Genomic DNA, 24246 nt, shown 5'->3' with positions numbered 1-24246 from the left:
AGATCCCTCTCACGTGTCGCTCGTGAGCGACGGCTCCGGGGCGACACGGCCGGCGCGCACGGTGAGCGCGAGGGTGAGTACGGCGACGGCCGCGCAGACCGTCATGGTCGACGTCATCGCGACGGCGCTGCCGGTGCCGGCGATCGGCGCGATCGCGGCAGCCAGCGCGAACTGCGCGGCACCGACGACCGCGGAGGCCGTGCCGCGTTCTCGCGGCGCCTCGGCGAGGGCGGCCGCGGTCGCGTTTCCCACGACGAACCCGACAGCGGTCACGCCGACCCACAGCAGCAGGAGGAGAAGCGGTGTCGAGAGCACGCCGACGAGCGCGCACCCGACGAGGACGGCGGCGGCGACGGTCTGCACGCCGAGCCCCAGAACCAGGAGGCGCCGCGGCTCGGCGCGCCGGAGCAGCCGCGCGTTGGCGACCGATGCGAGGGTGAGGCCCGCCGCGTTCGCAGCGAAGGCGAGTGCGTAGCCCGCCGGCGTGAGCGCGTACTGCTCCTGAAGCACGAACGAGGATCCGGAGACGTCGGCGATGAGCGCCCCGTACGAGAAGACCACGACCGCGGTGGAGCCGATGAAGCGGCGTCTGCTCAGGGCGCGCCCCGCCCTGCGCAGCGTCGTGGACCATGCCGCGCTGTCACGTCGAGCCGGCGGCAGGCTCTCCGGGAGGAGGACGACGGCCCCGACGCACATCGCGACGGCGACGACCGTGAGGACCGCGAAGACGCCCCGCCACCCGCCGGCGACCGCGACGACGCCGCCGAGCACGGGCGCGAGCACCGGCGCGAGGGCCCCCACCGTCATGAGCACGGAGAACGCCCGTGCCGCCGTGCGCTCGTCCGACGTATCGGCGATGATGGCTCGTCCGAGGACGATGCCGCCGGCGCCGGCGAACCCCTGCACGAGTCGCCCACCGACGAGAACCGGCAGATCGGGTGCCACGACGCACGCCGCGGATGCGACCGCGCACACGGCGGTCGACGCGATGAGGATCGTTCGGCGACCGATCCGATCGGACAGCGGCCCGAAGATGAGCTGGCCGATCGCAGGCCTACGAGGAACGTCGTGGCGGTGAGCTGCACGCCGTGCGGGTCGGCGCCGAGGTCATGTGCCATCCACGGGAGTGCCGGCAGGTACATGACGGTGGCCAGCGGCGACAGCGCTGCCAGCAATGCCAGGACGACGAGCTGTCGCGGGCGCAGCGCGCCGGCCGCACGCCCGGGGGACGTGCTCCGCTCAGCGGGCAAGAGTCACGGAGAGCCACCGTGAGGTGCGCTCGATGATGTCGGGGAGGTGCTGCGAGAGGATCTCGTAGTGCTGCCCGGCATACTCGATGAGCTGTTTGGGCTCAGGGATGCGGGCGAACATCTCGCGGGCTTCCTCCACCGGCGCGACCGTGTCGTGCGAGGCGAGCACCATGAGAAGCGGTGCGTGGATGCGCTCGGCATAGGCGGTCACCTCCATCTCGAAGATGCGATCGAGCGTCGACACGGTGATCTCGTTGCGGAAACTGGGCAGACCGTGGATGGCCTTCTCGACGAACTCGAGCCCTTCCGCGTCGCTGAACATCACCGGGCGCCCCGGCTCGGGCCGTCCGTGCAGACGGATCGTCGCGGCCGGCTCGCCCCGCAGGCGGTTCTGGCGGTCGACGGGGATCAGCGCTTCCAGGGCGGTCAGGGTCTCCGGCGGTTGCAGGCGGCGCGCGCTCCAGCCACTCACCGGCGGGATGATGCTCACCACGGCGCCGACGCGGCGATCCATCGCCGCCGTGAACATCGAATTGGCGCCCCCGATGCTCACCCCCCACAGCCCCAGACGCGTCGCGTCGACATCGTCCCGCAGGGTGAGGTGCGTGATGACGTCGCGCAGGTCGCGGCACTGCTGCCACGGGTCGAACTCCTGGCGGGGTTCGCCGTCGCTGTACCCCGTCGAGCGGTGGTCGTACGCGAGGATCGCGAGGCCGTGCGCGGTGAAGGCGGGGGCCATCGGCCAGTTGGATTCGGCCGGTCCGCCCAGTCCGCCCTGCACGATGACGACGGGAGGCGGCTCGACGGTGCCGGCCGGCAGGAAGAGCTTCCCGCGAAGGAGGACTCCTCCGGCGGCGAACTCGACGTCTTCGGTACGTGCGGCGGCGTGGGCGGCCCGCGGTTGCGTGGTCATCGGCGAGCCTCTTCCGGGAGAGTGTCGGCGTGGACGGCGTCGGGGTCGGCCGAGGCGCGCATGATCGGGAAGACCTCCTCGCGCATCTGCCGCTCGTAGTCGCCGATGGCCTCGAGCAGGTCGCGCCCGTCCGACACGACGTCCTGCAGCGCCTTCGTGAGCGCGGCGGCGTCGCGCAGCGCGGAGTTGGCGCCGGCGCCGAAGGTGGGTGGCATGGCATGGATCGCATCCCCGAGCAGCGTCACGCGAGACGGCGCCCACGGGTCGGCGACCTCGAGGTGACGCACAGCGCTCGGGGCGATGGTGGACTCGTCGACGCCGTCCACGAGCGCGACGAGTCCGGGGTGACCCCCACGAGCCGCGCGACGCAGGGCATCGTGCAGGACCGCGGGAGAGTCGTGCGCGAAATCGGGCAGGTCGTCCCCGGGCGCCGCACCCATGTCATTGCCGTAGGTGACCATCACGTACGGCGCGACATCGTCGATGTGCGCGCCCGGAGCAAGCTCCGCCACAGCCTCGGCGACGGGCCGACGCGGGTCGTAGACGCCGAGGGCGAGGATCGTGCCGTCCCCGAGGTTCACGATCACGAACCCGTCGTAGAACACGTCGGGCAGCTGCGCGGCGAGTTCATCGGTGAGGGGAGCGATCGACCACATCCCGCGCATACCGGTGTCGACCTCGCGGACATCCGGGAGGAGTTGCCGCCGGATGCGCGAGTGGATGCCATCCGCACCGATCACGACGTCGCCGCGGACGCGTGAGCCGTCGTCCAGGAGCAGTGTGACGCCGTCGTCATCCGTCTCGAAGCCCACGGCGGACCGGCCGAAGTGCAGCTGATCGTCGAGCCCGGTGGCGAGGATCTGGCGGAGCGTGCGCCGATTGACGGCCGTGTGCGGGCGCGGCGAGTCATTCGGCGGTCCGACGTGCGGGCGCGCCCAGATCTCGTTCGCCTGCGCGTCGACCATCACCGACACCTCGCGGCGAGGAGTCCGGCGGGAGGTCTGCAGGTACAGCTCGTAGAGCCCGTCGGGCAGACAGTCGCGCAGCGCGTCGCCGCCGAGGACGTTCATGTGAAGGCGGTAGCCGCCCTGGACGAGTCCCGGAGCGGCTTCGTACACCTCGCAGTCGATGCCGGCCTTCTTCAATCCCTGCGCGACGCACAGTCCTCCGATGCCGCCACCGGCGACCAGTACACGCATCGACGACATCGTCGACTCCTTCGAGGTCTCCACCGTGCCGGACGTACCGCCGGCGCACCGATCGTCTCGTGCCCGCGAATATCGTGGAAGTCGAACCTGACTATGGTGAGTATCGGAATCGCCAATGATGCGAGGAAGACCGGGAGTGTTGCGTGCGCGTGGACCTGAACCTGCTGGTCTCGCTCAACGCGCTTCTCGAGGAGCGCAGCGTCACGCGCGCCGCCCAGCGACTGGGGCTCAGCCAGCCGACGCTGAGTACCGCGCTCAATCGGCTTCGCGCACACTACGCCGATGCGCTGCTCGTCCGGGACGGCAGGACGTATCGTCTCTCGCCGTTGGGCGAGGAGCTCCTCGAATCCACGCGGCAGGCACTGTCATGGACCGAGCGGGTGTTCGACACCCACTCTGTGTTCGACCCGGGTCACGTCCAGCGCGAATTCGTGATGGTGGCCTCGGATTCCCAGCTCCCGGTGCTCGGCGCGGCGATGCTGCGGATCATCGCCGCGGAGGCACCGGGCGTGAGGCTGCGTTTCGAGCACAGCACGGCGCGACTCGTGCAGCCCGGGATCGATTGGCTGCGCGGTGTCGACCTGGTCGGGCTTCCGCAAGGCCTCATCGCCGACGCGCCGAGCCTCGATCTCTATCGCGACCGCTGGGTCTGCCTCGTCGACGCGTCCCGGCCCGTCGGGCCGCTGACGCTCGAGGAGGCCGTGGAGCGACCATGGGTCATGCCGTATCACGCACGCATGCCGGTGCTCTCGGCGCTGCATCGCCTGCGGCAGGGGGGCGTCGACCCGCGAGCTACCGTCAGCACCGAGAACTTCCTCGCTGTGCCGCACCTGGTGGCGGGGAGTGACCGCATCGGTCTCGTGCCCGCCCGGGTCGCCGCTCTCGCGGCGCGCTCCGGGGAGGTGTCCGTGATCGATCCCCCCTTCGCGCTCGGCATGCTGGTCGAGGCGCTGTGGTGGCATCCCATCCACGAACGCGATGCCGGGCACCGCTGGCTGCGCCGGGTCGCCGTCCGCGCCGCGCACGAGCTCGAGCGAGAACCGGGGGTCGCTCCGACCCCGTGACGCGCCGGGAGCGCGCCGCTCTCCTGGAGCGGAGCGCGGCATCCTGGGGGCATGCTCAGCGCCGCGATCGACGTGTACGTGCGTCACGCCGCCGACGTGCGGCGGCTCTCGCCGGCGACGGTGCGCGGCTACGCGTCCGATCTGCGAGACCTCGTGGCCACCGTCGGAGATCGGCCGCTCACCGACGTGGACGTCGAGCACCTGCGCGAATGGGCGTGGGCGGGCGCCCAGGCGGGCCTTGCCCGCAGCACGCTCGCGCGGCGTACGGCGGCCGTCCGCGGTTTCTTCCGCTGGGCGAGTGAGGAAGGACTCGTCGACGCCGATCCGTCGCTGCGGCTCGTGACCCCCAAGCGCGGGCGCACCTTGCCGCGCGTCGCCTCAGCACCGGCGCTGCGCGATGTGCTCGAGGGGTACGTGGCGCGTGCCGAGACCGGCGGGCCGGACGACGCGCGCGACGCGGCCGTTCTCGAGCTGCTCTACGGCGCCGCCCTGCGCGTGTCGGAGCTGTGCGGGCTCGACGTCGACGACCTCGATCGCGACCGCCGCACCGTGCGGGTCCTCGGGAAGGGGGCGAAGGAGCGCGTGGTGCCGTACGGCGGCGCCGCCGCGCGGGCGCTCGAGACGTACCTCGTGCGCGCGCGGCCCGCGCTCGCGTCGCGCGGCGACGGTGCCGGCGCAGCGCTGTTCGTCGGCGCGCGCGGCCGCCGCCTCGGCGCCCGCTCCGTCTACGACCTCGTCGCGCGCGCGGTGGGGCCGGCGGTCGGGTCGGCGGCGGTGGGTCCCCACAGCCTGCGGCACTCGGCCGCGACGCACCTGCTGGACGGCGGCGCCGACCTCCGCGCCGTGCAGGAGATGCTCGGTCACGCGAGCCTCGGCACGACGCAGATCTACACGCACGTATCGAGCGAGCGGATGCGGGAGGCCTACCGTCTCGCGCATCCCCGCGCGTGAGCCCGCTAGCGTGAGCGCATGACCTCTCGCTCGCGCGTCGCGGCGTCCGCGGTGACCGTGCTCGCGGTGCTCTCGCTCGCGGGCTGCGCGGGATTCGCGCAGCCGCGGATCACACGCCTGCCCACGGACGGCCCGGCCGGCGGCGCGTCGAGCCAGGCGCCCGCGCCGGGGCCGACCACGTCCGCGGCGCCCGCGGCGAGCCCCGCGCCCTCCGCCCCGCCGGCCTCGGGCGAGGTCGACTGCGGCGGCGTCGCGATCAGCGTCACATCCACGGGGACGCAGCTCGTGGGCGACTGCCCCGACGTGACGATCCAGGGAAGCGCGCTCGCCGTCGACGCGACGCGCGCGTCGCTCGTGCGCGTCGCCGTGCGGGGCGACCGCGTCACCCTGACCGCCGAGAGCGTGTCGGAGCTGACCGTGCAGGGCAACGACGTCCGCGTCGACGCGCGCTCCCTGTCATCGGTGGCCGTCGAGGGCGATCGCAACACGGTCACGGCGACCGGCGGTATCGATGCGGTGACGCTGCGCGGCAACGACAACACCGTGCGCGCGCAGGTGGACCGCGTCGACGACGGCGGCGCGCGCAATACCGTCGGCTGATCAGCAGCACGGCAGCAGGTCAGCAGCACGGCAGCAGGATCGCGCGCGGCACGCCGTCGAGGTACCGCAGCGGATTGACGTAGGCGCCCGACTCCCGGACCCCGATGTGCAGCGTCCCCGGCGCGCTGTGTCCGCCCGAGCCGACGCCGGCCACGAGATCGCCCGCGCGGACGGGCGTGCCAGCGGGAAGCGCCGACGTCACGGGCTCGAACGTCACCACGACACCGTCGCCCACGTCGATCGTGAGCACGTCGCGGTCGACCACGCGGCCGCTGAACGCGACCACCCCGTCGGCTGGGGCGTGCACGTCGCCGTCGGCCGCGACGTCGATCCCGCGATGCCCGGCGCCGTACGCGTGGGCGGGGGCGACGTAGGGCACGACGACCTGGACGGGATCGACGGGCCACGTCCACGGCGGCGCGGATGCGGCGGCCGGGCCGAGGCCGAGGGACACGACGTTGAGAGACACGATGTTGAGGGACACCAGGGCGAGGAGGCGCACACGGTCAGCGTGCCGCGCTCCCGGGCGCGAGGGCGGGTGCGCCGACCGGGCCGTGGAGGGTGTTCGCCCCGCGCCCGATGGGGAGGAGCGGCTGATATGCTGGTGGGGCATCCCGTTCATCGGGGTGACTCCGCGTGCCCACAGCGCGTGCTCTCCGGAGCCACGCGCGGCATCCGCACCCACCGGTCCCTCGACAGCGAGGGCGGGTGCGCGCCGGGCACCAGGCTCGCCGGTCATCGAGGCCGGCGTAAGAAAACCGCAACCGGCGCCCGCGCGCCCAGAACAGGAGAACGGCCATGGCCGTCGTCACCATCCGCCAGCTGCTCGACAGCGGCGTCCACTTCGGACACCAGACCCGTCGGTGGAACCCGAAGGTCAAGCGCTTCATCCTCACGGAGCGCAGCGGCATCCACATCATCGACCTGCAGCAGTCGCTGTCGTACATCGACAAGGCGTACGAGTTCGTCAAGGAGACCGTCGCCCACGGCGGCACGATCCTCTTCGTCGGCACCAAGAAGCAGGCCCAGGAGGTTCTCGCCGAGCAGGCGACCCGCGTCGGCCAGCCGTACGTCAACCAGCGCTGGCTCGGCGGTCTGCTGACCAACTTCCAGACGGTGTCCAAGCGCCTCGCCCGCATGAAGGAGCTCGAGGAGCTCGACTACGACAACCCCGCCGACAGCGGCTTCACCAAGAAGGAGCTCCTGCTCAAGAAGCGCGAGCTCGACAAGCTGCACAAGTCGCTCGGCGGCATCCGCAACCTGCAGAAGACGCCGTCGGCGATCTGGGTCGTCGACGCCAAGCGCGAGCACCTCGCCGTCGACGAGGCGAAGAAGCTCGGCATCCCCGTGATCGGCATCCTCGACACCAACGCCGACCCCGACGAGTTCCAGTACCCGATCCCCGGCAACGACGACGCGATCCGCTCGGTGAGCCTGCTCACGCGCATCATCGCCGACGCCGCCGCCGAGGGTCTCATCCAGCGCCACCAGCCCGCCGGTGAGGCCGAGGCCGCCGAGCCGCTGGCCGAGTGGGAGCGCGAGCTGCTCGAGCAGAGCTCGCCGACGCAGGGCTCCGCCGAGACCGCGAAGGTCGCCGACGAGGCCGAGGCCCGTGCCGAGGCGTCCGAGATCGTCGCCGACGAGCAGGCCATCGAGGGCGAGGCGGCCACCGCCTCCGCCGCCGATGAGGCCGGCGCCGCCGCGCACGACGAGGCCGTGGCCGCCGCCTCCGGCGAGACGGCCGACGAGGTCGCCGCCGCCGAGGCCGCCGACGCCAAGTAAGTCCCGCGTCGCGTAACCCGCGCGCCACCCGCAACACCTAACGTCGGCGGGGTCGTCTCCGGACGGCCTCGCCGACGCAGCACGAGAACCCCCTACGACAAGGAGCCAGTACCCATGGCAAACTTCACGATCGCCGACATCAAGGCTCTGCGCGAGCAGCTGGGCACCGGCATGGTCGACACCAAGAAGGCGCTCGAGGAGGCCGACGGCGACGTCGAGAAGGCCGTCGAGATTTTGCGCCTGAAGGGTGCGAAGGGCAACGCCAAGCGCGCCGACCGCTCGACGAGCGAGGGCCTGGTCGTCGCGCGCGAGCAGGGCGGCAAGGTCACGCTGCTCGAGCTGGCGTGCGAGACCGACTTCGTCGCCAAGAACGAGCGCTTCATCGCCCTCGCGGACAAGGTCGTCGACGCCGCCGCGGCCGTCGCGGCCGACTCGGTCGAGGCCGCCCTCGCGGCGCCCGCCGGCGACCAGACCGTCGAGCAGCTGATCTCCGACGAGGCCGCCATCATCGGCGAGAAGGTGGAGCTCCGCCGCGTGCGCACCCTCTCCGGCGATCACTTCGAGATCTACCTGCACAAGACGAGCAAGGACCTGCCGCCGCAGATCGGCGTCGTCGTGGCCTACTCGGGCGACGACGCGGAGACGGCGCGCAGCATCGCGCAGCACATCTCGTTCGCGAACCCCAGCTACCTCTCCCGTGACGACGTGCCCGAGGCCGACGTCGAGAAGGAGCGCGAGATCGTCACCGAGATCTCCCGCAACGAGGGCAAGCCCGAGGCGGCGCTGCCGAAGATCGTCGAGGGACGCGTGAACGCGTTCTTCAAGCAGGTCGCGCTGCTGGACCAGGACTACGCGAAGGACAACAAGCTGTCCGTCGCGCAGGTCGCCAAGGACGCCGGCATCACGATCACCGACTTCGCGCGGTTCAAGGTCGGCGCCTGACCCCACGGGTCAGCGTGCCGGAAGGCCCGGGGTGCGTCGCATCCCGGGCCTTTCGCCTGCCCGGCAGGGCGATAGGTTGAGATGCGACGAGAGGGAACCCCACGTGATCGATGAAGCGACCAGACGCCGCCGCGTCCTCCTGAAGCTCTCCGGTGAAGCATTCGGCGGTGGTCAGCTGGGGGTGAACCCCGATGTCGTCAGCCAGATGGCGCGCGAGATCGCCGCGGCGGTCGACCGCGTCGAGATCGCCGTGGTCGTCGGCGGCGGCAACTTCTTCCGCGGCGCCGAGCTCAGCCAGCGCGGTATGGACCGTGGGCGCGCCGACTACATGGGCATGCTCGGCACCGTCATGAACGCCCTCGCCCTGCAGGACTTCCTCGAGCAGGCGGGCGCGGCCACGCGCGTGCAGTCCGCCATCTCGATGACGCAGGTGGCCGAGCCCTACATTCCGCGGCGTGCTGTCCGGCACATGGAGAAGGGCCGTGTCGTGATCTTCGGCGCCGGCGCCGGCCTGCCGTACTTCTCCACCGACACCGTGGCCGCCCAGCGCGCGCTGGAGATCGGCGCGACCGAGGTGCTGGTCGCCAAGAACGGCGTGGACGGCGTCTACACGGCCGATCCGCGCAAGGATCCGGATGCGACGCGCATCGACCGCATCACCTACATGGACGCGCTGCAGCGCGGTCTGAAGGTGGTCGACTCGACCGCGTTCAGCCTGTGCATGGACAACGGCATGGACATGCGCGTGTTCGGCATGGAGCCCGCGGGCAACGTCACGCAGGCGCTCCTGGGCGAGTCGATCGGCACGCTCGTCACGGTGTGACGGCACGGCGCGCCCGGTGCCCGAGCGCCCGGATGTCTAGACTGGGACGTCGAGCCTGACGAATGGAGTACCCGTGATCGAAGATGTTCTCACCGACGCCGAAGCCCGCATGGATCGCGCGGTGGAGGCGGCGAAGGACGACTTCGCCACCGTCCGCACCGGTCGCGCGAACCCGCAGCTCTTCCAGAAGCTGCTCGTCGACTACTACGGCTCGCCCACGCCGCTGAACCAGCTGGCCTCCCTCAACAACCCCGAGGCGCGCACGCTCATCGTCACGCCCTACGACAAGTCGGCGCTCAAGGCCATCGAGCAGGCGATCCGCGACATGCCGAACCTCGGCGCCAACCCCACGAACGACGGCAACATCGTGCGCGTCACGATGCCCGAGCTCACCGCCGATCGCCGCAAGGAGTTCGTCAAGCTCGTGCGCTCGAAGGGCGAGGATGCGAAGGTGCACGTCCGCGGCATCCGGCGCAAGTCCAAGGACGAGCTCGACGCGCTGAAGTCGGACGTGGGCGAGGACGACCTCGTGCGCGCCGAGAAGGAGCTCGACGCCCTCACGAAGGCGCACGTCGACGCCATCGACGAGGCGCTCAAGCGCAAAGAGGCCGAGCTCCTCGAGGTCTGATCGTCGATGACCGACCCCGCCGACCCCGTCGGACCGCCGCCCACGGACGCCCCCGTGACGCGGCGTGAGGCATCGCGCGCGCGGCGGGCGCAGAGCGCGGCAGACGCAGGTGCCGCCTTCCAGACGCACATGCGCGCTGCCCGGGTGGAGTTCGAGAGCCAGGTCGCGCACGCCCGCGCGGAGTTCGAGGAGGCGAACGCCCGGATCGCGCAGCGCACCGGTCGGAACCTGATCCTCGCGATCCTGATCGGGCTCGCGATCGGCGCGGTCGTGCTCGCGTCGCTGCTGTTCTTCAAGTGGCTGTTCCTGGTCTTCGCCCTCGCGGCGTGCTCGCTCGGGGCGTTCGAGTTCATCCGCGCGCTGCAGGCGGCGGGCCGTCGCATCGACCTCGCTCCCCAGCTGGGCGCCGGTGCGCTGCTGCTGGTGTCGGGGTACTTCTCGCCGCTGTGGCTGCACTGGGTCGCGCTGCTGGTCGCCGTCGCGGTCGTGGTGGTGTGGCGCCTGCTCGGCCAGATGTTCGCCCGCGACGGTCGCACGTACGGCGCCGTGCTGTCCGACGTGCTCATCTCCGCGTTCGTGCAGCTGTACGTGCCGTTCCTCGGAAGTCTCGCGATGGTGCTGCTGGCGGCGCCGCGCGGCGAGTGGTGGGTGCTCGCATTCCTCATCGTGACGGTCGTCGCCGACACCGGCGCGTACGTGTCGGGTCTCACCTTGGGGCGCAACGGCCGTCACCCGATGGCGCCGCGCATCAGCCCCAAGAAGACGTGGGAGGGCTTCGCCGGCGCCACCGTCGTCGCCCTGGCTGCCGGCGTCGTGCTCGCCGTGTTCATGCTGCAGCTGCCGTGGTGGGCGGGGCTCGTCTTCGGCGCGCTCGTGCTCGGCACCGCGACGGCGGGCGACCTCGGCGAATCCATGATCAAGCGCGACCTCGGCATCAAGGACATGAGCTCGTGGCTGCCCGGTCACGGCGGTGTGCTCGACCGCCTCGACTCGATCCTGCCCTCGGCCACCGCCGCCCTCGCCCTGTACTGGCTCCTGACCCCTCTGGTGACGACATGACCACGCATCTCGATCCCGACGTGTCGGCGGACGACGCCCTGCCCCCTGAGAACAAGGGCGAGCCGCACGCGGTGCAGGAGGCCGGCGCGCCCGCGCCGTTCCCCGACGCGCCGCGCCGGCAGAAGGGCTATGAGAAGCGGGCCGTCGACGCGTTCCTCGCCCGCGCGCGGGAGGCGTTCGAGTCCGACGACCCGGAGGCGCTGCGCTCCGCCGAGGTGCGCCGTGCCGCCTTCCCGCTCGTGCGTCACGGCTACAGCGTCGCCGACGTGGACGCGGCGCTCGGGCGCATCGAGGACGCGTTCGCCGCGCGCGAGCGCGAGGCGGCCATGAGCCGGCGCGGGGCGCGGGCGTGGGTGGCCGAGTCTCGCGAGACCGCGCAGGTCGTGCTCGACCGGCTCGCGCGCCCCCGCGGGCGGCGCTTCGACCGCGTCGGGGTGCTGCACTGGGGCTATCGCGTCGACGAGGTCGACCTCGTGTCGGACAAGATCGCCCGCTACCTCGCCGACGGCGAGCCGATCAGCGTCGAGCAGGTGCGCGGAGTCGCCTTCCGGATGCAGCGCGGCGGCTACCGCGAGACGCAGGTCGACGCGGTGCTCGACGCCGTCGTCGAGGTGATGCTCGCCGTCGGATGACCACGCGCGACGAGGACGGACACGACGCGGCCGCGGCTGGTGGGCGCCGGACGCCCCCGCTAGAATCGAGCGCATTGTGACTCCCGGCACCGAGATGACACGAACCGCCTCCCGACGGGTCGTCCGCCGGACGGGCGCCGCTGCGGTGGACGTCGTTCCCCCCGCCCCGCCCCGCCGAACGGCGCGCTGGTCGCGTCGACGCGGCGTGCTCGCGGTGTTCGCGGCCTTCGCGGCGGTCGGGTTCGTCGCCGCCTACGTGGGCCCGACCGGGGCGGCGCTGGCCGAAGCGGATGCGGCGAAAGTGTCGCTGTACGAGAGCGCCCTCGCCGACGTCCAGACCTACGCGCTCGTCACGCAGCCGGGCGTTCCCGCCCCCGCGCTCGACCGCGGCGGCTACTCGGTCTACGTCACCCCCAAACCCACCCCGACGCCCGTCGCCAAGACGGCCGCCGCCGGCAACGGCTCGGGAGGCGGCTGGCGTCCGCCGTTCGTCTCGCCCGACCCCGGCACGGCGCAGGCCATCGCGTACGACATGGTGCGCGCCCGAGGCTGGGGAGACGACCAGTTCGCGTGCCTGCAGGCGCTGTGGAACAAGGAGTCGGGCTGGCGCGTGAACGCGTACAACGCCTCCAGCGGCGCGTACGGCATTCCGCAGGCCCTTCCCGGCAGCAAGATGGGCAGCGTCGCACCGGACTGGGAGACGAACCCGGCGACGCAGATCACGTGGGGGCTCGGCTACATCAGCGGGCGCTACGGCGACCCGTGCGGCGCGTGGGGCCACTCGCAGTCGCGCGGCTGGTACTGATCCCGTGCCGCGCGCGAACCGGCGCCGGCCGGAGCCGCCCGACGACGGCCTCGAGCGGCTGCTCGCGGGCTGGAAGCGCACCGAGATGCGCGGCGGCCGGGAGTGGTACGTGCAGCCCGTGTCGGCCGCAGCCGCGCAGAAGGCGTACGTCTGCCCCGGCTGCGGGCTCGCCATCGACCCGGGTACGGCGCACGTCGTGACGTGGCGCGCCGACGGCGTGCTCGGAGATGCCGCGGACCTCGCGGCGCGCAGACATTGGCACACGCACTGCTGGAGGATCGGCTGATGGAGATCCGCGGACCGCTCGCCCTGCCCGCTCGGCGCGAGGAGATCGAGCTGCGCACGAGCGACGGGCTGACCCTCGTCGGCGAGCTCGCCCTGCCGCCGCACGGCGACCCGGTCGCGACACTCGTGACGCTGCATCCGCTGCCCACCGCCGGCGGCTTCATGGACTCCCACATCCTTCGCAAGGCGGCGGCACGGCTGCCTCAGCTCGCCGACCTCGCGGTGCTGCGCTTCAACACGCGCGGCACCACCTCGCCGCGCGGGACCAGCCAGGGCGCCTTCGACGGGGGCGTCGCGGAGCGTCACGACGTCGACGCCGCGATGCGGTTCGTGACCGAGCGGGCGCTGCCGCGGCCGTGGCTCGTGGGCTGGTCGTTCGGCACGGAGCTGGCGCTGAAGTACGGCCGTGACCACGACATCGCCGGTGCGATCCTGCTCTCCCCGCCGCTGCACCGGGCGACTGACGCGGAGGTCGCGGCATGGGCCGGCGACCCGCGGCCGTTGGTCGTGCTCGTCCCCGAGTTCGACGACTATCTGAGGCCCGCCGAAGCTGCGGAGCGCTTCGCCGCCGTCCCCGAGGCGACGCTCATCCCCGTCGACGGCGGCAAGCACCTGTGGGTCGGGGAGACGCAGACCCGCCGCGTGCTCGAGGAGATCGTGCGGGTCGTGAACCCGGGGGCGCTCCCGCTTCCCACCGAGTGGGACGGGCCGCTCGGCGACCCGGCCGCCTAGCCCCCGCCGTCAGCGTTCGTTCTGCCGCGGGATCAGCACCTGACGGTAGATGATGAGGATGCTCGCGGCCACCGGGATCGCCACGAGCGCGCCGAGCAGGCCCAGGAGGGAGCCGCCCGCGAGGGCGGCGATGACCACCACCGCGCCGGGGATCGACACCGCGCGGTTCATGATGCGCGGCGAGATGATGTACGCCTCGATCTGCATGTAGACGAGGTAGTAGATCGCCGCGATCCACCACGCGTTCCCGTTGTCCGACAGACCGGGGATGAGGCACGTCAGCACGATGATCGTCGATCCGGTCAGCGTGCCGACGAGGGGGATCAGCGAGAAGAAGAACGCGATCACGGCGAGCACCGCGGGGAAGGGCGCCTGGATGATCGAGAGGAAGATGAAGCTGAGGATTCCGTTGATGACGCCGAGGCTCAGCTGGCCGATGACGTAGTAGCCGACCGACGCGGTGATCTGCTCGGCCAGGTCGATGAAGCGCGCGCGCTTGGACGCCGGCACGAGCTGGTACACGGCGGCCTTCAGCGACGGGGTCGAGGCGGTGAAGTAGATCGTCAGGATCAGCACGATGAACGCGCCGCCGAACCCCGCGATGACGGCTCCGCCGACCTGGAGGATGCCGTTGCCGATCGTCGTCGACAGCGACCCGAAGTCGAGCGTCGACCACCACTGCTCGACGTAGCTCCACGCCAGGTCGATGTTCAGCGCCGGGAACTGTTGCTCGAGCCACGTGCGGGCGTTCTCGACGATCGAGTCCCACCCGCTCTGCTGGATGAGGTCGTCGATCGTCGCGATGAGCTGCGCCACCTGGTTCACGATGACGGGCACGACGATGAGGATGATGCCGGCGAACACGCCGAGCACGCCGAGGATCGCGATCAGCACCGCTGCCCAGCGGGGGAGCTTGCGCCGTTCGAGCCACGAGATGATCGGGTCGAGGCCGAGGGAGAGGAACAACGCCGTTCCGACGTAGAGCAGGATCGTCGACAGCGTCTGGACCGCGCCGATGAGCAGCAGGCCGACGCCGACGCCCAGGGTCGCCACGAGGGCGACGCGGAACGGGTTGTGGATCTTCACACGCTCTCCTGTCCGATCGCGCTCGGGCGCGGCCGTGGGGCCAGGATACTGAGGCCCTCGGGCGCGGATGCGGCGCCACCCCCTCCGGGCCCACTTTCAGGTCGATTTCGCTAGTCTGGAACGTCGTGTGCTCGGCCCGGTCCGACGGGCCGGCCGGGGAAGGTGTGATTCGTGCGATTCGTGTGGGCCGTGGCGGCGTTCGTCGTCGCCGCGATGATGATCGGCCTGGGCATCGCCCAGCGCACCGTCTTCGAGGCCCCTCCCGCGGAGAGCACCGCCGTCCCGGCGGGCGAGGACGAGCCGTACACGCTCATCGACGGGTCGGTGCTGAACCTCTTCCCGGGTGCGCAGACGCTCACCGCCGAGGGCGACGGCACGATCTTCGCCGCGTACGGCCGGACGGCCGACGTCGAGGCGTGGCTCGCCGACGTGCCCTACAACCACGTCACCGTCGGCGGTGACGGCGCGCTGCAGACGCAGGTCGTCGAGCCGGGCTCCGGGGAGGACGGCGCGAGCCCGGCGCCCTCGCCGGCACCGAGCGAGACCGCGGCGGCGGATGCGACCGTGGGAGACGCCGCGGCGGCCGACCCGGCGGCAGCGGACGCGGCCGCCACGCGCAGCCCTGTCGGATCCGACCTGTGGCTCGACGAGTTCCAGCAGGAGCGGCGCCTGTCGACCCCGCTGCAGCTGCCGGAGGACATGAGCGTGCTGCTGGCCTCCGACGGCACCGAGCCCGCGCCGTCGGAGGTGTCCGTGACGTGGCCCGTCGACCGCAGCACGCCGTGGGCGGGGCCGCTCATCGTCGGCGGCGGGATCGTCCTTGTCGTCGGCGTGATCCTCTACATCCTCGGCATCCGTCACGTGCGCCGCTCGCGGGGCCCGCGCCGCAAGGGCCTCCCGCTCCCGGTCACCGAGCCCATCGACCTGTCGATCGAGGGGGCGGACAAGGGCGTCATCTCCGCCGGCCCGTCGCCGCGTCGGCGCTCGATCGGCCGTCGGCGGCCGTTCATCGTCGTGCCCGCCCTCGCGGTGTCGGCCGCCCTGCTGGCCGGATGCTCCGCCGATGCCTGGCCGCGCTTCGCCCCCGCCGAGACGCCCTCGCCGACGCCGAGCGTCATCGTCCCCGAGGGACAGCAGTCCCCGGCGGTGACCGAGTCGCAGGCCGAGCGGATCCTCACCCGCATCTCGCAGACGGTCGCCGACGCCGACGCCGCCCGCGACAGCACGCTCGCCGCCACGCGCCTGTCGGGTCCCGCCCTGGCCGAGCGGCAGACGAACTACACCCTGCGCGGGGCGCTCCCCGACGTGGCCGCGCCGCCCGCGATCCCCGACCAGCCGGTCGAGATCATCCTCCCGCAACAGTCGGACACGTGGCCGAGGTCGGTCCTGACCGTCGTCGAGGATCCGCAGGACGCCACGGTCGCCCCGACGATCATGCTCATGACGCAGACCGATCCGTGGTCGGAGTACAAGGCGGAGTACATCGCCAGCCTCGAGGCCTCGACGTCGCTGCCCGAGCTGCCCGCGCCGTACGTCGGCTCGGTGCTCGCTCCGCCGGACTCGGCGTTCCTCCGGCTCGCCCCGGCGGAGGTCGCCGCCGCGTACGCCGACCTCATCAACAACGGCGACAACAGCACGTTCGCCGCCGACTTCGACACGTCCGGCGACCTGCTGCTCCCGAGCATCACGCAGAATCAGCAGCAGCGGCTCGACCAGTTCAACCAGACCGCCTCCGACACCGGCAAGCTCGAGTTCCAGGCGACCGCGGGCACCGCGGCGCCCATCGCCCTCACCACCAACGACGGGGGAGCGATCGTCGCCGTCGAGGTGCACGAGAACGACCGCGTGTCTCCGACCAACCCCGACGCGGTCATCCGCCTCGAGAACAACGCGGTCGTCAAGACGCTCGTGGGCGTCGACCAGTCCGCGAAGGGCTTCACCACGACCTACACCGATCAGCTGTTCTTCTACGTCCCGCTCGAGGCCTCGGACGAGCCCATCCGACTGCTGGGCTACCGGTCGAACATCCTGCAAGCCAAGGAGATCCAGTGAGCACCCCCAACCCCGGCGCCGTCCTGCGCGGCGCGGTCGATCTCTCGTCCCTGCGCAACCGGCCGCAGCCGCCCGCCGAGGGCGCGGCGCCCGCGTCGCCGGATGCGGCGGCGGCGCCGTCGCTCGTGTTCGATGTGACCGACGCCTCGTTCGGCCAGGTGCTCGAGCTCTCGCGCACCGTGCCGGTCGTCGTGGACCTGTGGGCGGAGTGGTGCGGGCCGTGCAAGCAGCTGAGCCCGATCCTCGAGAAGGTCGTGATGGAGCTCGCCGGCCGTCTGGTCCTGGCGAAGGTGGACGTCGACGCGAACCCGCAGCTCGCGCAGGCGTTCCGTGCGCAGTCGATCCCGCTCGTGGTCGCGCTCGTCGGCGGCCAGCCTGTGCCGCTGTTCACCGGCGCCGTGCCCGAGCAGCAGGTGCGCGAGGTGTTCACCCAGCTCCTGCAGCTCGCGGCGCAGAACGGCGTGACCGGCACCGTCCCGGTGGGCGAGGGCGGCGAGTCGCCCGCCGAGCCGGGCGAACCGGAGCTCCCGCCGCTGCACGCCGAGGCGTTCGCCGCGATCGAGGCGGGGGACTACCCCCGCGCGATCGCCGCGTACGAGAAGGCGATCGCGGAGAACCCGCGCGACGCCGACGCGCGCGCCGGTCTCGGTCAGGTGCGTCTCCTCGACCGCGTCCAGGGCGTCGACCTGCAGGAGGCGCGCGAGGCCGCCGCCGCGTCGCCGCGTGACCTCGACGCGCAGTTCCGCGTGGCCGATCTCGACCTCGCCGGCGGCCACGTCGACGACGCGTTCGACCGGCTGCTCGACCTCTTCGCCCTGCTGCCGGCCGACGAGCGCGCGCCGGTGCGCGAGCGGCTCCTGGAGCTCTTCGGGCTCGTGGGCGACGCCGACCCGCGCGTCATCCGGGCCCGCTCGCGCCTGGCCTCGCTCCTGTTCTGACCCGTCGTGCGTGATTCGGCGGCCATTCCCGAAGGGATGGCCGCCGATTCACGCAGCCCGCGGGGTCAGCCGGCGGTGCGGGGGACGTGCGCGTCGGTGCGGTGATGCAGCCACAGCGTCCCCAGCGGCGGTAGGGCGAGCGTCGCGTGTCCGTCGGCGGCCGCCTGCACGACGCCGAGGTTGCCGACGCCCGATCCGCCGTACTCCACGGCGTCGCTGTTGAGGATCTCCTCCCACACGCCCGCCTCCGGCAGGATCAGCTCGAAGTGCGAGATGGGTTCACCGGAGAAGTTGCACACGATCGCGACGGTGTTCCCGTGCCAGTCGCGACGCGCGAACGCCTGCACGTTGGGGTTCCACTGCGGCGCGCCCAGACGGTTGAATGCCTGGCCGTCGGAGTCGCGCGACCACAGCGCCGCCTGCGCGACGTACGCGCGGTTCATCGCGGCGACGAAGGACTGCAGCTGCGCGTGCGAGGGCTGATCGAGCATCCACCAGTCCAGGCCCCGGCCCTCGGACCACTCGGACATCTGCCCGAACTCCTGCCCCATGAACAGCAGCTGCTTGCCGGGGTGGCCCCACATGTACGCCAGGTACGCCCGCATGTTCGCGAGCTTCTGCCAGTGGTCGCCGGGCATGCGGTTGAACAGGCTCCCCTTCCCGTGCACGACCTCGTCGTGGCTGATGGGGAGGACGTAGTTCTCGCTGAACGCGTAGACGAACGAGAACGACAGCTCGCCCTCGTGGTGCGACCGGTACAGCGGGTCGCGGGAGATGTACTGGAGCGAGTCGTTCATCCAGCCCATGTTCCACTTGAACCCGAATCCGAGTCCGGCCTGGCTCGTGGGCGCCGTGACGCCCGGGAAGCTCGTCGACTCCTCGGCGATCATCGCGATGCCCGGGTAGCGCTTGTAGGCGGTCGCGTTGACCTCCTGCAGGAACCGGATGGCCTCGAGGTTCTCCCGTCCGCCGTACTGGTTCGGCACCCACTCGCCCTCGTTGCGGGAGTAGTCCAGGTACAGCATCGACGCCACGGCGTCGACGCGGAGGCCGTCGACGTGGAACTCTTCGAGCCAGTACAGCGCGTTCGCGACGAGGAAGTTGCGCACCTCGTTGCGCCCGTAGTCGAAGATGAGCGTTCCCCAGTCCTTGTGCTCGCCGCGCCGCGGGTCGGGGTGCTCGTAGAGCGCCTCGCCGTCGAAGCGGGCCAGCGCGAAGGCGTCTTTGGGGAAGTGGCCGGGCACCCAGTCCATGATCACGCCGATGCCGGCCTGGTGCAGGCGGTCGATCAGATAGCGCAGGTCGTCGGGCGCTCCGAACCGGCTCGTGGGCGCGTAGTAGCCGGTGACCTGGTAGCCCCACGATCCGCCGAACGGGTGCTCGGCGAGGGGGAGGAACTCGACGTGCGTGAATCCCTGCGCCGTGACGTACTCGATGAGCGGGTCGGCGGCGTCGCGGTACGACAGGCCGGGCCGCCACGAGCCGAAGTGCAGCTCGTACACCGACATCGGCGCCGACACCGGCTGGGTCTTCGCGCGCTGCGCCATCCACGCGTCGTCGCCCCACGTGTACGCGGATGACGTGACGACCGACGCCGTGGCCGGCGGCTGCTCCGCGAAGCGCGCCATCGGGTCGGCCTTGAGGATCCACTCGCCGCTGCGCGTGAGGATCTGGAACTTGTACGTCTCGCCGTCGCCGAGACCCGGGACGAACAGCTCCCACACCCCGCTGCCGCCCATCGAGCGCATCGCGTGCGCCTGGCCGTCCCAGCCGTTGAAGTCTCCGGCGACGCGGACGGCGCGGGCATCCGGCGCCCACACCGTGAACGCGACCCCCGCCGAGCCGTCGAGCGTGCGCACGTGCGCCCCGAGCACGCGCCACAGCTCCTCGTGCCGGCCTTCCGCGATGAGATGCAGGTCGAGCTCGCCGATGCTCGGAGTGTGACGGTAGGGGTCGTCGGCGGTGTGGTCGGGCCCGCCCTCGTACGTCGCGGTGAGCGTGTAGCGGCCCGGTGCCGCCACACGCCCCTCCCAGATGCCCGCGTGCACGTGCGCGAGCGGCACCGTCGTGCCGTCCGCGAGGTCGGCGGTCACGGATGCGGCGAGGGGCCGGCGCGCGCGGATGATCCAGCCGTCCGCATCGCGGTGGAGACCCAGCACAGCGTGCGGGTCGTGGTGGCTGCCGCCGGCGACGGCCTCGAGCAGACCCGTGTCGGGTCGGGCGTTGTCGGTCATCGCTGCTGCTCCTTCACGGCGAGGATGTGCACGGGTTCGGCGAACGCGTCGAGGCGCACGAAGTTGTGCTCGCCCCACGTCCAGACCGCTCCGGTGACGAGGTCTTCGACCTCGTAGGGGGTGCCGGGCTCCACGCCCCACACACGCGTGTCGAGGTGGACCATCGTCTCGCGCACCGAGTGCGGGTCGACGTTGGCGACGACGATGATCGTGTCGGCGCGGCCGGTGCCGGTCAGCTCCGCGTCGAGGTGCTTGGAGTACACGAGGATCGAGTCGTCGTCGCTCCAGTGCACCGACAGGTTCCGCAGCTGGGCGAGCGCGGGGTGCTCGCTGCGCACGCGGTTCAGCATCCGCAAATACGGCGCGAGGGATTCGCCGCGCTCTTCGGCCCCCTCCCAGTCGCGGAATTTGTACTCGTACTTCTCGTTGTCGATGTTCTCCTCGGAGCCCGGCCGCGCGACGTTCTCGTACAGCTCGTACCCGGCGTACACGCCCCACGTCGGCGAGGCCGTCGCGGCGAGGGCCGCGCGCACCTTATAGGCGGGCCGCCCGCCGAACTGGAGGTACTCCGTGAGGATGTCGTGCGTGTTCACGAAGAAGTTCGGGCGCATGTAGTCGCTCGTCTCATGCGAGATCGAGGTGAAGAACTCCTCGAGCTCCTCCTTCGTGTTGCGCCACGTGAAGTAGGTGTAGCTCTGCTGGAAGCCCGCCATCGCGAGCGCGCGCATGACCGCGGGACGGGTGAACGCCTCCGAGAGGAAGATGACGTCCGGGTCTTCCGCGTTGACGGTCGCGATGAGCCACTCCCAGAACCGCAGCGGCTTGGTGTGCGGGTTGTCGACGCGGAAGATCTTCACGCCCTGCGCGATCCAGTGGCGGATGATGCGGAGGATCTCGGCGTAGATGCCCGCGGGATCGTTGTCGAAGTTGGGCGGGTAGATGTCCTGGTACTTCTTCGGCGGGTTCTCCGCGAAGGCGATCGACCCGTCGGGCAGCTGCGTGAACCACTCCGGATGCTCCGTCACCCACGGGTGGTCGGGGGACGCGTTAATCGCGACGTCGAGCGCCACCTCGAGGCCGGCCGCGCGGGCGGCGCGGACGAACGCGCGGAAGTCCGCGAGCGTGCCGAGGTCGGGGTGGATCGCGTCGTGCCCGCCCTCCGCCGAGCCGATCGCGTACGGCGACCCGGGGTCGCCGGGCTCGGCGGTGAGGGTGTTGTTGCGGCCCTTGCGGTTGGTCCGCCCGATGGGATGGATCGGCGGCAGGTAGACCACGTCGAAGCCCATGCCCGCGACGCCGGGGAGCCGCTTGGCCGCGGTGCGGAACGTGCCGCTCTTGACGGTCCCGTCCTTGAAGCGCTTGGCGCCCTCCGAGCGCGGGAAGAACTCGTACCACGCGCCGACGCCGGCGCGCCGGCGCTCGACGAGCAGCTCGCGGTCGTCGTCGACGGTCACGAGGGTGCGGAGAGGCCGGTCGTGGAAGAAGCGGGCGATGCCCTCGTCCTCGACGATCGTCAGGGCGTCCGCATCCGACACGTCCACGTCGCGCAGCCGCGCAGCGGCCGCGGCCAGCGCGGTGCGCTCGGGGCGCGGGCGGTCCTTCTCCGCGGCCGCGCGGTCGAACAGGATCGCACCGCTCTCGCGCATGACGGCGGTGTCGATGCGCGCGGCGATCTTGATCTCCGCGGCATGCTGCCACGTCGCGAAATCGTCGGCGAAGGCCTCGAATCGGAACCGCCACACGCCCTGCTCGAGCGGCACGACGAGCGTGCTCCAGCGGTCGAAGCCGTCGCCGAGCGCCGTCAGACGGTGCAGCGACTCGTCGCCGCCGGGCGAGAAGAGGCGCACGTGCACGCCGATGATGTCGTGGCCCTCGCGGAACGCGGTGACCGTGAACGGCACCGCCTCCTCGACGTAGGCGCTCGGGCGGAAGCGTCCGTCGGGCACGGACGGGTGCGGCAGAGCGACGGGGATGCGCGGCGTGACGGTGCCGTCGTGCGGCGTCGGCACCGCCGCGCGCACCGGGATCGCACTGCCGCTGCGCCACGGACGGGGGGCTGAGGGTCGCGTCGGAGAGGCCACGCTCCGAACCTACCCCGCGGCCTCTCGCCCGCGCAGGCGCGGACGCGGCCGTTGACAACCGGGCCGCGAGGGGTCAGACGACGCGGAAGAGCCGCATCGAGGTGCCGGGGAGGGGGATGACCTCGCCCGGGCCGTGAGGGGTCTCCTCGTCCGCGGGCGCTTCGTCGGCGCTCGACCACAGCGACACGAATCCGGTGGCCTCCTCGAGTGTCGGCAGGGTCACCTCGGTGGGCGACTCGACGCCGTGGATCATGAGCAGGATGCGGTTGCGCTCCTCGCGCTCGGGCGTGGAGGTGGCGACGTACTGGAGCGTGCGGTGGGCGGGATCGGTCCAGCGCTCGCCCGACATCGTCTCGCCGTTCTCGTCGTACCACTCCATGACCGACGCGGACGGCGTGTGCTCGCCCAGGCGCGCGAAGCGGATGGGGCGCAGTGCGGGGTTCTCGGCGCGCAGCCGCGTGAGCCGCTGCACGTGTGCGAGGAGATCGCGCTGCCAGGGCGCGTGGTCCCACGACAGCCACGTCAGCGGCGAGTCGTGGCAGTACGCGTTGTTGTTGCCGCGCTGCGTGCGGCCGGTCTCGTCGCCGGCCGTGAGCATCGGGATGCCCGCCGACAGCAGCAGCGTGCCGAGGAGGTTGCGCATCGCCTTGCGGCGCACGGCCAGGATCTGCTGGTCGGGCGTGGGTCCCTCGGCGCCGTGGTTGAACGAGCGATTCGTGTCGGCGCCGTCGCGGCCGTGCTCGCCGTTGCCGAGGTTGTGCTTGACGTCGTACGACACCAGGTCGTTGAGCGTGAAGCCGTCGTGGGCGGTCACGAAGTTGACGCCGGCGAGGGGCCCCCGCTCGGTGCTGAACGTGTTGGACGAGCCGGCGAGGCGCGTCGCGAAGCCGCCGATCCCGACCGGGGGAGCATCGGCGCGCCGCGCGTAGTCGATGTCGCTCAGCCAGAAGTTGCGGACGCGGTCGCGGTAGCGGTCGTTCCACTCCACCCAGCCCTCGCCGAAGTTGCCGGTCTGCCAGCCGCCCAGCCCGACGTCCCACGGCTCGGCGATCTTCTTCACGCCCTCCAGCGCCGGGTCCTCGACGATCGCGCGCAGCAGCGGATGCTCCGGGTCGAACGTGTGCGACGCGTCGCGGCCCAGCGTCGCGGCCAGGTCGAACCGGAACCCGTCGATCTGCACGTCGTTCGCCCAGTACCGCAGCGAGTCGAGCACGAGGCGCGCCGCCGCGTCCGTCGCGGTGTTCACGGCGTTGCCGCACCCGGTGACGTCGATGTACGCGCCCTCGTCGGTCTGCCGGTAGTAGGCGCGGTTGTCCAGGCCCCGCAGCGACGAGCGCGGGCCGCCGATGCCCTCCTCGGCGGTGTGGTTGTAGACGACGTCGAGGATCACCTCGAGACCCGCCTCGTGCAGCAGCCGCACCATGCCCTTGAACTCCCGCAGCACCGCCTCGGGGCCCTCGCGGCGCGCGTCGGCCGTCGCGTAGGGCGCGTGCGGCGCGAAGAAGCCCAGCGAGTTGTATCCCCAGTAGTTCGCGAGACCGAGCTGCAGCAGGCGCGGCTCGGTCGCGAACGCGTGGACGGGCAGGAGCTCGATCGAGGTGATCCCCAGTGCGAGGAAGTGCTCGATCATCGCGGGGTGCGCGAGTCCGGCGTACGTGCCGTGCAGCGCCGGCGGCACCGCCGGATGGCGCTTGGACAGGCCCTTCAGGTGCCCCTCGTAGATCACGGTGCGATCGAGCGGGATGCGCGGCTTGCTCACGCCGCCCCAGTCGAAGGATCCGTCCACGACGGCGGAGCGGTACCCGCCGTGGTCGGCGGCCACGAGTCCGCGCGCGTAGGGATCCAGCAGCAGCGACTCGCGGTTGAAGGTGTTGCCCGGCCCGTGCGGACCGTCGGCCCGCACGGCGTAGCGCGCGCCGGGGCGCAGCAGCGGTGTCGTCACCTCCCACACGCCGCCGTCGCGGGGGACCATCGGCAGGCGCTCGACCGCCCAGTCGAGGTCGGCGTCGTCGAAGACGACGAGCTCGAGCGCTTCGGCGGCGCCCGACCAGACCCGCAGCGTGCCGCCGTCCGGCCCGAGGCGCACGCCGAGATCGTCGAGGCGGGGGTCGAGCAGGCCGGCCGTCGCGGTGAGCGCGGTCGAGGACTCCGTTCCGGGCATGCGAACTACGATAGTTACGG

Annotated in this window: 22 protein-coding genes; 14 read left to right on the top strand and 8 right to left on the bottom strand. The window is 71.7% G+C overall.

Annotated elements, in window-relative coordinates; translation table 11 throughout:
• Positions 1-9: 9 nt before the first annotated feature.
• The 3 genes from EI169_RS09620 to EI169_RS09610 form a co-directional block, all read right to left on the bottom strand.
• The gene (locus EI169_RS09620) at positions 10-1047 is read right to left on the bottom strand and encodes an MFS transporter (protein ID WP_125132123.1); all 1038 of its coding nucleotides are present in this window, start codon (positions 1045-1047) and stop codon (positions 10-12) included.
• A 192-nt stretch (positions 1048-1239) separates the two neighbouring features.
• Positions 1240-2163: an alpha/beta fold hydrolase gene (locus EI169_RS09615; protein ID WP_125132122.1), complete on the bottom strand. Its 924-nt coding sequence runs from the start codon at positions 2161-2163 to the stop codon at positions 1240-1242.
• Complete coding sequence (locus tag EI169_RS09610) at positions 2160-3371, bottom strand: FAD-dependent monooxygenase (protein WP_125132121.1); 1212 nt, start codon at positions 3369-3371, stop codon at positions 2160-2162. Before EI169_RS09610 ends, EI169_RS09615 begins: the two co-directional genes overlap by 4 nt.
• 143 nt (positions 3372-3514) lie before the next feature.
• On the opposite strand from EI169_RS09610, the gene EI169_RS09605 reads away from it, so the two are divergent.
• Genes EI169_RS09605 through EI169_RS09595 form a run of 3 tightly spaced genes read left to right on the top strand, consistent with a single transcriptional unit; the run spans position 3515 to position 5986 of the window.
• A complete protein-coding gene (locus tag EI169_RS09605) occupies positions 3515-4435 on the top strand; it encodes a LysR family transcriptional regulator (RefSeq protein WP_125132120.1) in 921 nt (306 codons plus the stop codon).
• A 51-nt stretch (positions 4436-4486) separates the two neighbouring features.
• Positions 4487-5386 carry a tyrosine recombinase XerC gene (locus tag EI169_RS09600; RefSeq protein ID WP_125132119.1) on the top strand — a complete coding sequence of 300 codons (900 nt, stop codon included), beginning with the start codon at positions 4487-4489 and terminating at the stop codon, positions 5384-5386.
• Positions 5387-5404: 18 nt separating this feature from the next.
• Positions 5405-5986: a DUF3060 domain-containing protein gene (locus EI169_RS09595; RefSeq protein WP_125132118.1), complete on the top strand. Its 582-nt coding sequence runs from the start codon at positions 5405-5407 to the stop codon at positions 5984-5986.
• 19 nt (positions 5987-6005) lie between these two features.
• Here the strand turns inward: EI169_RS09595 and EI169_RS09590 are convergent, their stop codons facing one another.
• Entirely contained in the window at positions 6006-6488 is a 483-nt protein-coding gene (locus tag EI169_RS09590; protein WP_240640395.1) for a M23 family metallopeptidase, read from the bottom strand.
• 296 nt (positions 6489-6784) lie between these two features.
• On the opposite strand from EI169_RS09590, the gene rpsB reads away from it, so the two are divergent.
• The 9 genes from rpsB (at position 6785) to EI169_RS09545 (ending at position 13674) form a co-directional block, all read left to right on the top strand.
• Positions 6785-7768 carry a 30S ribosomal protein S2 gene (rpsB, locus tag EI169_RS09585; RefSeq protein ID WP_125132116.1) on the top strand — a complete coding sequence of 328 codons (984 nt, stop codon included), beginning with the start codon at positions 6785-6787 and terminating at the stop codon, positions 7766-7768.
• Positions 7769-7882: 114 nt separating this feature from the next.
• Positions 7883-8710, top strand: coding sequence for a translation elongation factor Ts (gene tsf / locus EI169_RS09580; protein ID WP_125132115.1), 828 nt, complete (start codon positions 7883-7885; stop codon positions 8708-8710).
• Between the two features lie 103 nt (positions 8711-8813).
• The gene (pyrH, locus tag EI169_RS09575; RefSeq protein WP_125132114.1) at positions 8814-9533 is read left to right on the top strand and encodes a UMP kinase; all 720 of its coding nucleotides are present in this window, start codon (positions 8814-8816) and stop codon (positions 9531-9533) included.
• A 73-nt stretch (positions 9534-9606) separates the two neighbouring features.
• On the top strand, positions 9607-10161 hold the full coding sequence (gene frr, locus EI169_RS09570) for a ribosome recycling factor (protein ID WP_125132113.1): 555 nt from the start codon (positions 9607-9609) through the stop codon (positions 10159-10161).
• Positions 10162-10167: 6 nt separating this feature from the next.
• Entirely contained in the window at positions 10168-11220 is a 1053-nt protein-coding gene (locus tag EI169_RS09565; RefSeq protein WP_125132112.1) for a phosphatidate cytidylyltransferase, read from the top strand.
• Positions 11217-11852, top strand: a complete 636-nt coding sequence (locus EI169_RS09560; RefSeq protein WP_125132111.1) for a DivIVA domain-containing protein — start codon at positions 11217-11219, stop codon at positions 11850-11852. Before EI169_RS09565 ends, EI169_RS09560 begins: the two co-directional genes overlap by 4 nt.
• A 145-nt stretch (positions 11853-11997) precedes the next feature.
• Positions 11998-12657, top strand: a complete 660-nt coding sequence (locus EI169_RS09555; protein WP_240640394.1) for a lytic transglycosylase domain-containing protein — start codon at positions 11998-12000, stop codon at positions 12655-12657.
• Positions 12658-12661: 4 nt separating this feature from the next.
• On the top strand, positions 12662-12943 hold the full coding sequence (locus tag EI169_RS09550; protein WP_125132110.1) for a hypothetical protein: 282 nt from the start codon (positions 12662-12664) through the stop codon (positions 12941-12943).
• Positions 12943-13674: an alpha/beta hydrolase gene (locus EI169_RS09545; RefSeq protein ID WP_125132109.1), complete on the top strand. Its 732-nt coding sequence runs from the start codon at positions 12943-12945 to the stop codon at positions 13672-13674. Before EI169_RS09550 ends, EI169_RS09545 begins: the two co-directional genes overlap by 1 nt.
• A 9-nt stretch (positions 13675-13683) precedes the next feature.
• Here the strand turns inward: EI169_RS09545 and EI169_RS09540 are convergent, their stop codons facing one another.
• Positions 13684-14760, bottom strand: coding sequence for an AI-2E family transporter (locus EI169_RS09540; protein ID WP_125132108.1), 1077 nt, complete (start codon positions 14758-14760; stop codon positions 13684-13686).
• A 171-nt stretch (positions 14761-14931) separates the two neighbouring features.
• Between EI169_RS09540 and EI169_RS09535 the strand changes: the two genes are divergently transcribed.
• Positions 14932-16812 (top strand): glycosyl transferase, encoded by a 1881-nt coding sequence (locus tag EI169_RS09535; RefSeq protein ID WP_164515479.1) that lies wholly within the window; start codon positions 14932-14934, stop codon positions 16810-16812.
• Positions 16809-17750, top strand: coding sequence for a tetratricopeptide repeat protein (locus EI169_RS09530; protein WP_125132107.1), 942 nt, complete (start codon positions 16809-16811; stop codon positions 17748-17750). Before EI169_RS09535 ends, EI169_RS09530 begins: the two co-directional genes overlap by 4 nt.
• 65 nt (positions 17751-17815) lie before the next feature.
• On the opposite strand, the gene glgB is transcribed toward EI169_RS09530, so the two are convergent.
• The 3 genes from glgB to glgX form a co-directional block, all read right to left on the bottom strand.
• Entirely contained in the window at positions 17816-19984 is a 2169-nt protein-coding gene (glgB, locus tag EI169_RS09525) for a 1,4-alpha-glucan branching protein GlgB (protein WP_125132106.1), read from the bottom strand.
• Positions 19981-22065, bottom strand: a complete 2085-nt coding sequence (locus tag EI169_RS09520) for an alpha-1,4-glucan--maltose-1-phosphate maltosyltransferase (protein ID WP_125132105.1) — start codon at positions 22063-22065, stop codon at positions 19981-19983. Before EI169_RS09520 ends, glgB begins: the two co-directional genes overlap by 4 nt.
• Before the next feature lie 73 nt (positions 22066-22138).
• Complete coding sequence (gene glgX, locus EI169_RS09515; RefSeq protein ID WP_125132104.1) at positions 22139-24226, bottom strand: glycogen debranching protein GlgX; 2088 nt, start codon at positions 24224-24226, stop codon at positions 22139-22141.
• Between the last annotated feature and the right edge of the window lie 20 nt (positions 24227-24246).

The sequence above is a fragment of the Microbacterium sp. 10M-3C3 genome, assembly GCF_003931875.1.
In the GTDB taxonomy this organism is placed as follows: domain Bacteria; phylum Actinomycetota; class Actinomycetes; order Actinomycetales; family Microbacteriaceae; genus Microbacterium.
The sequence above is the reverse complement of the archived record's forward strand: the minus strand, read 5'-3'. Positions and strand labels throughout refer to the sequence as shown.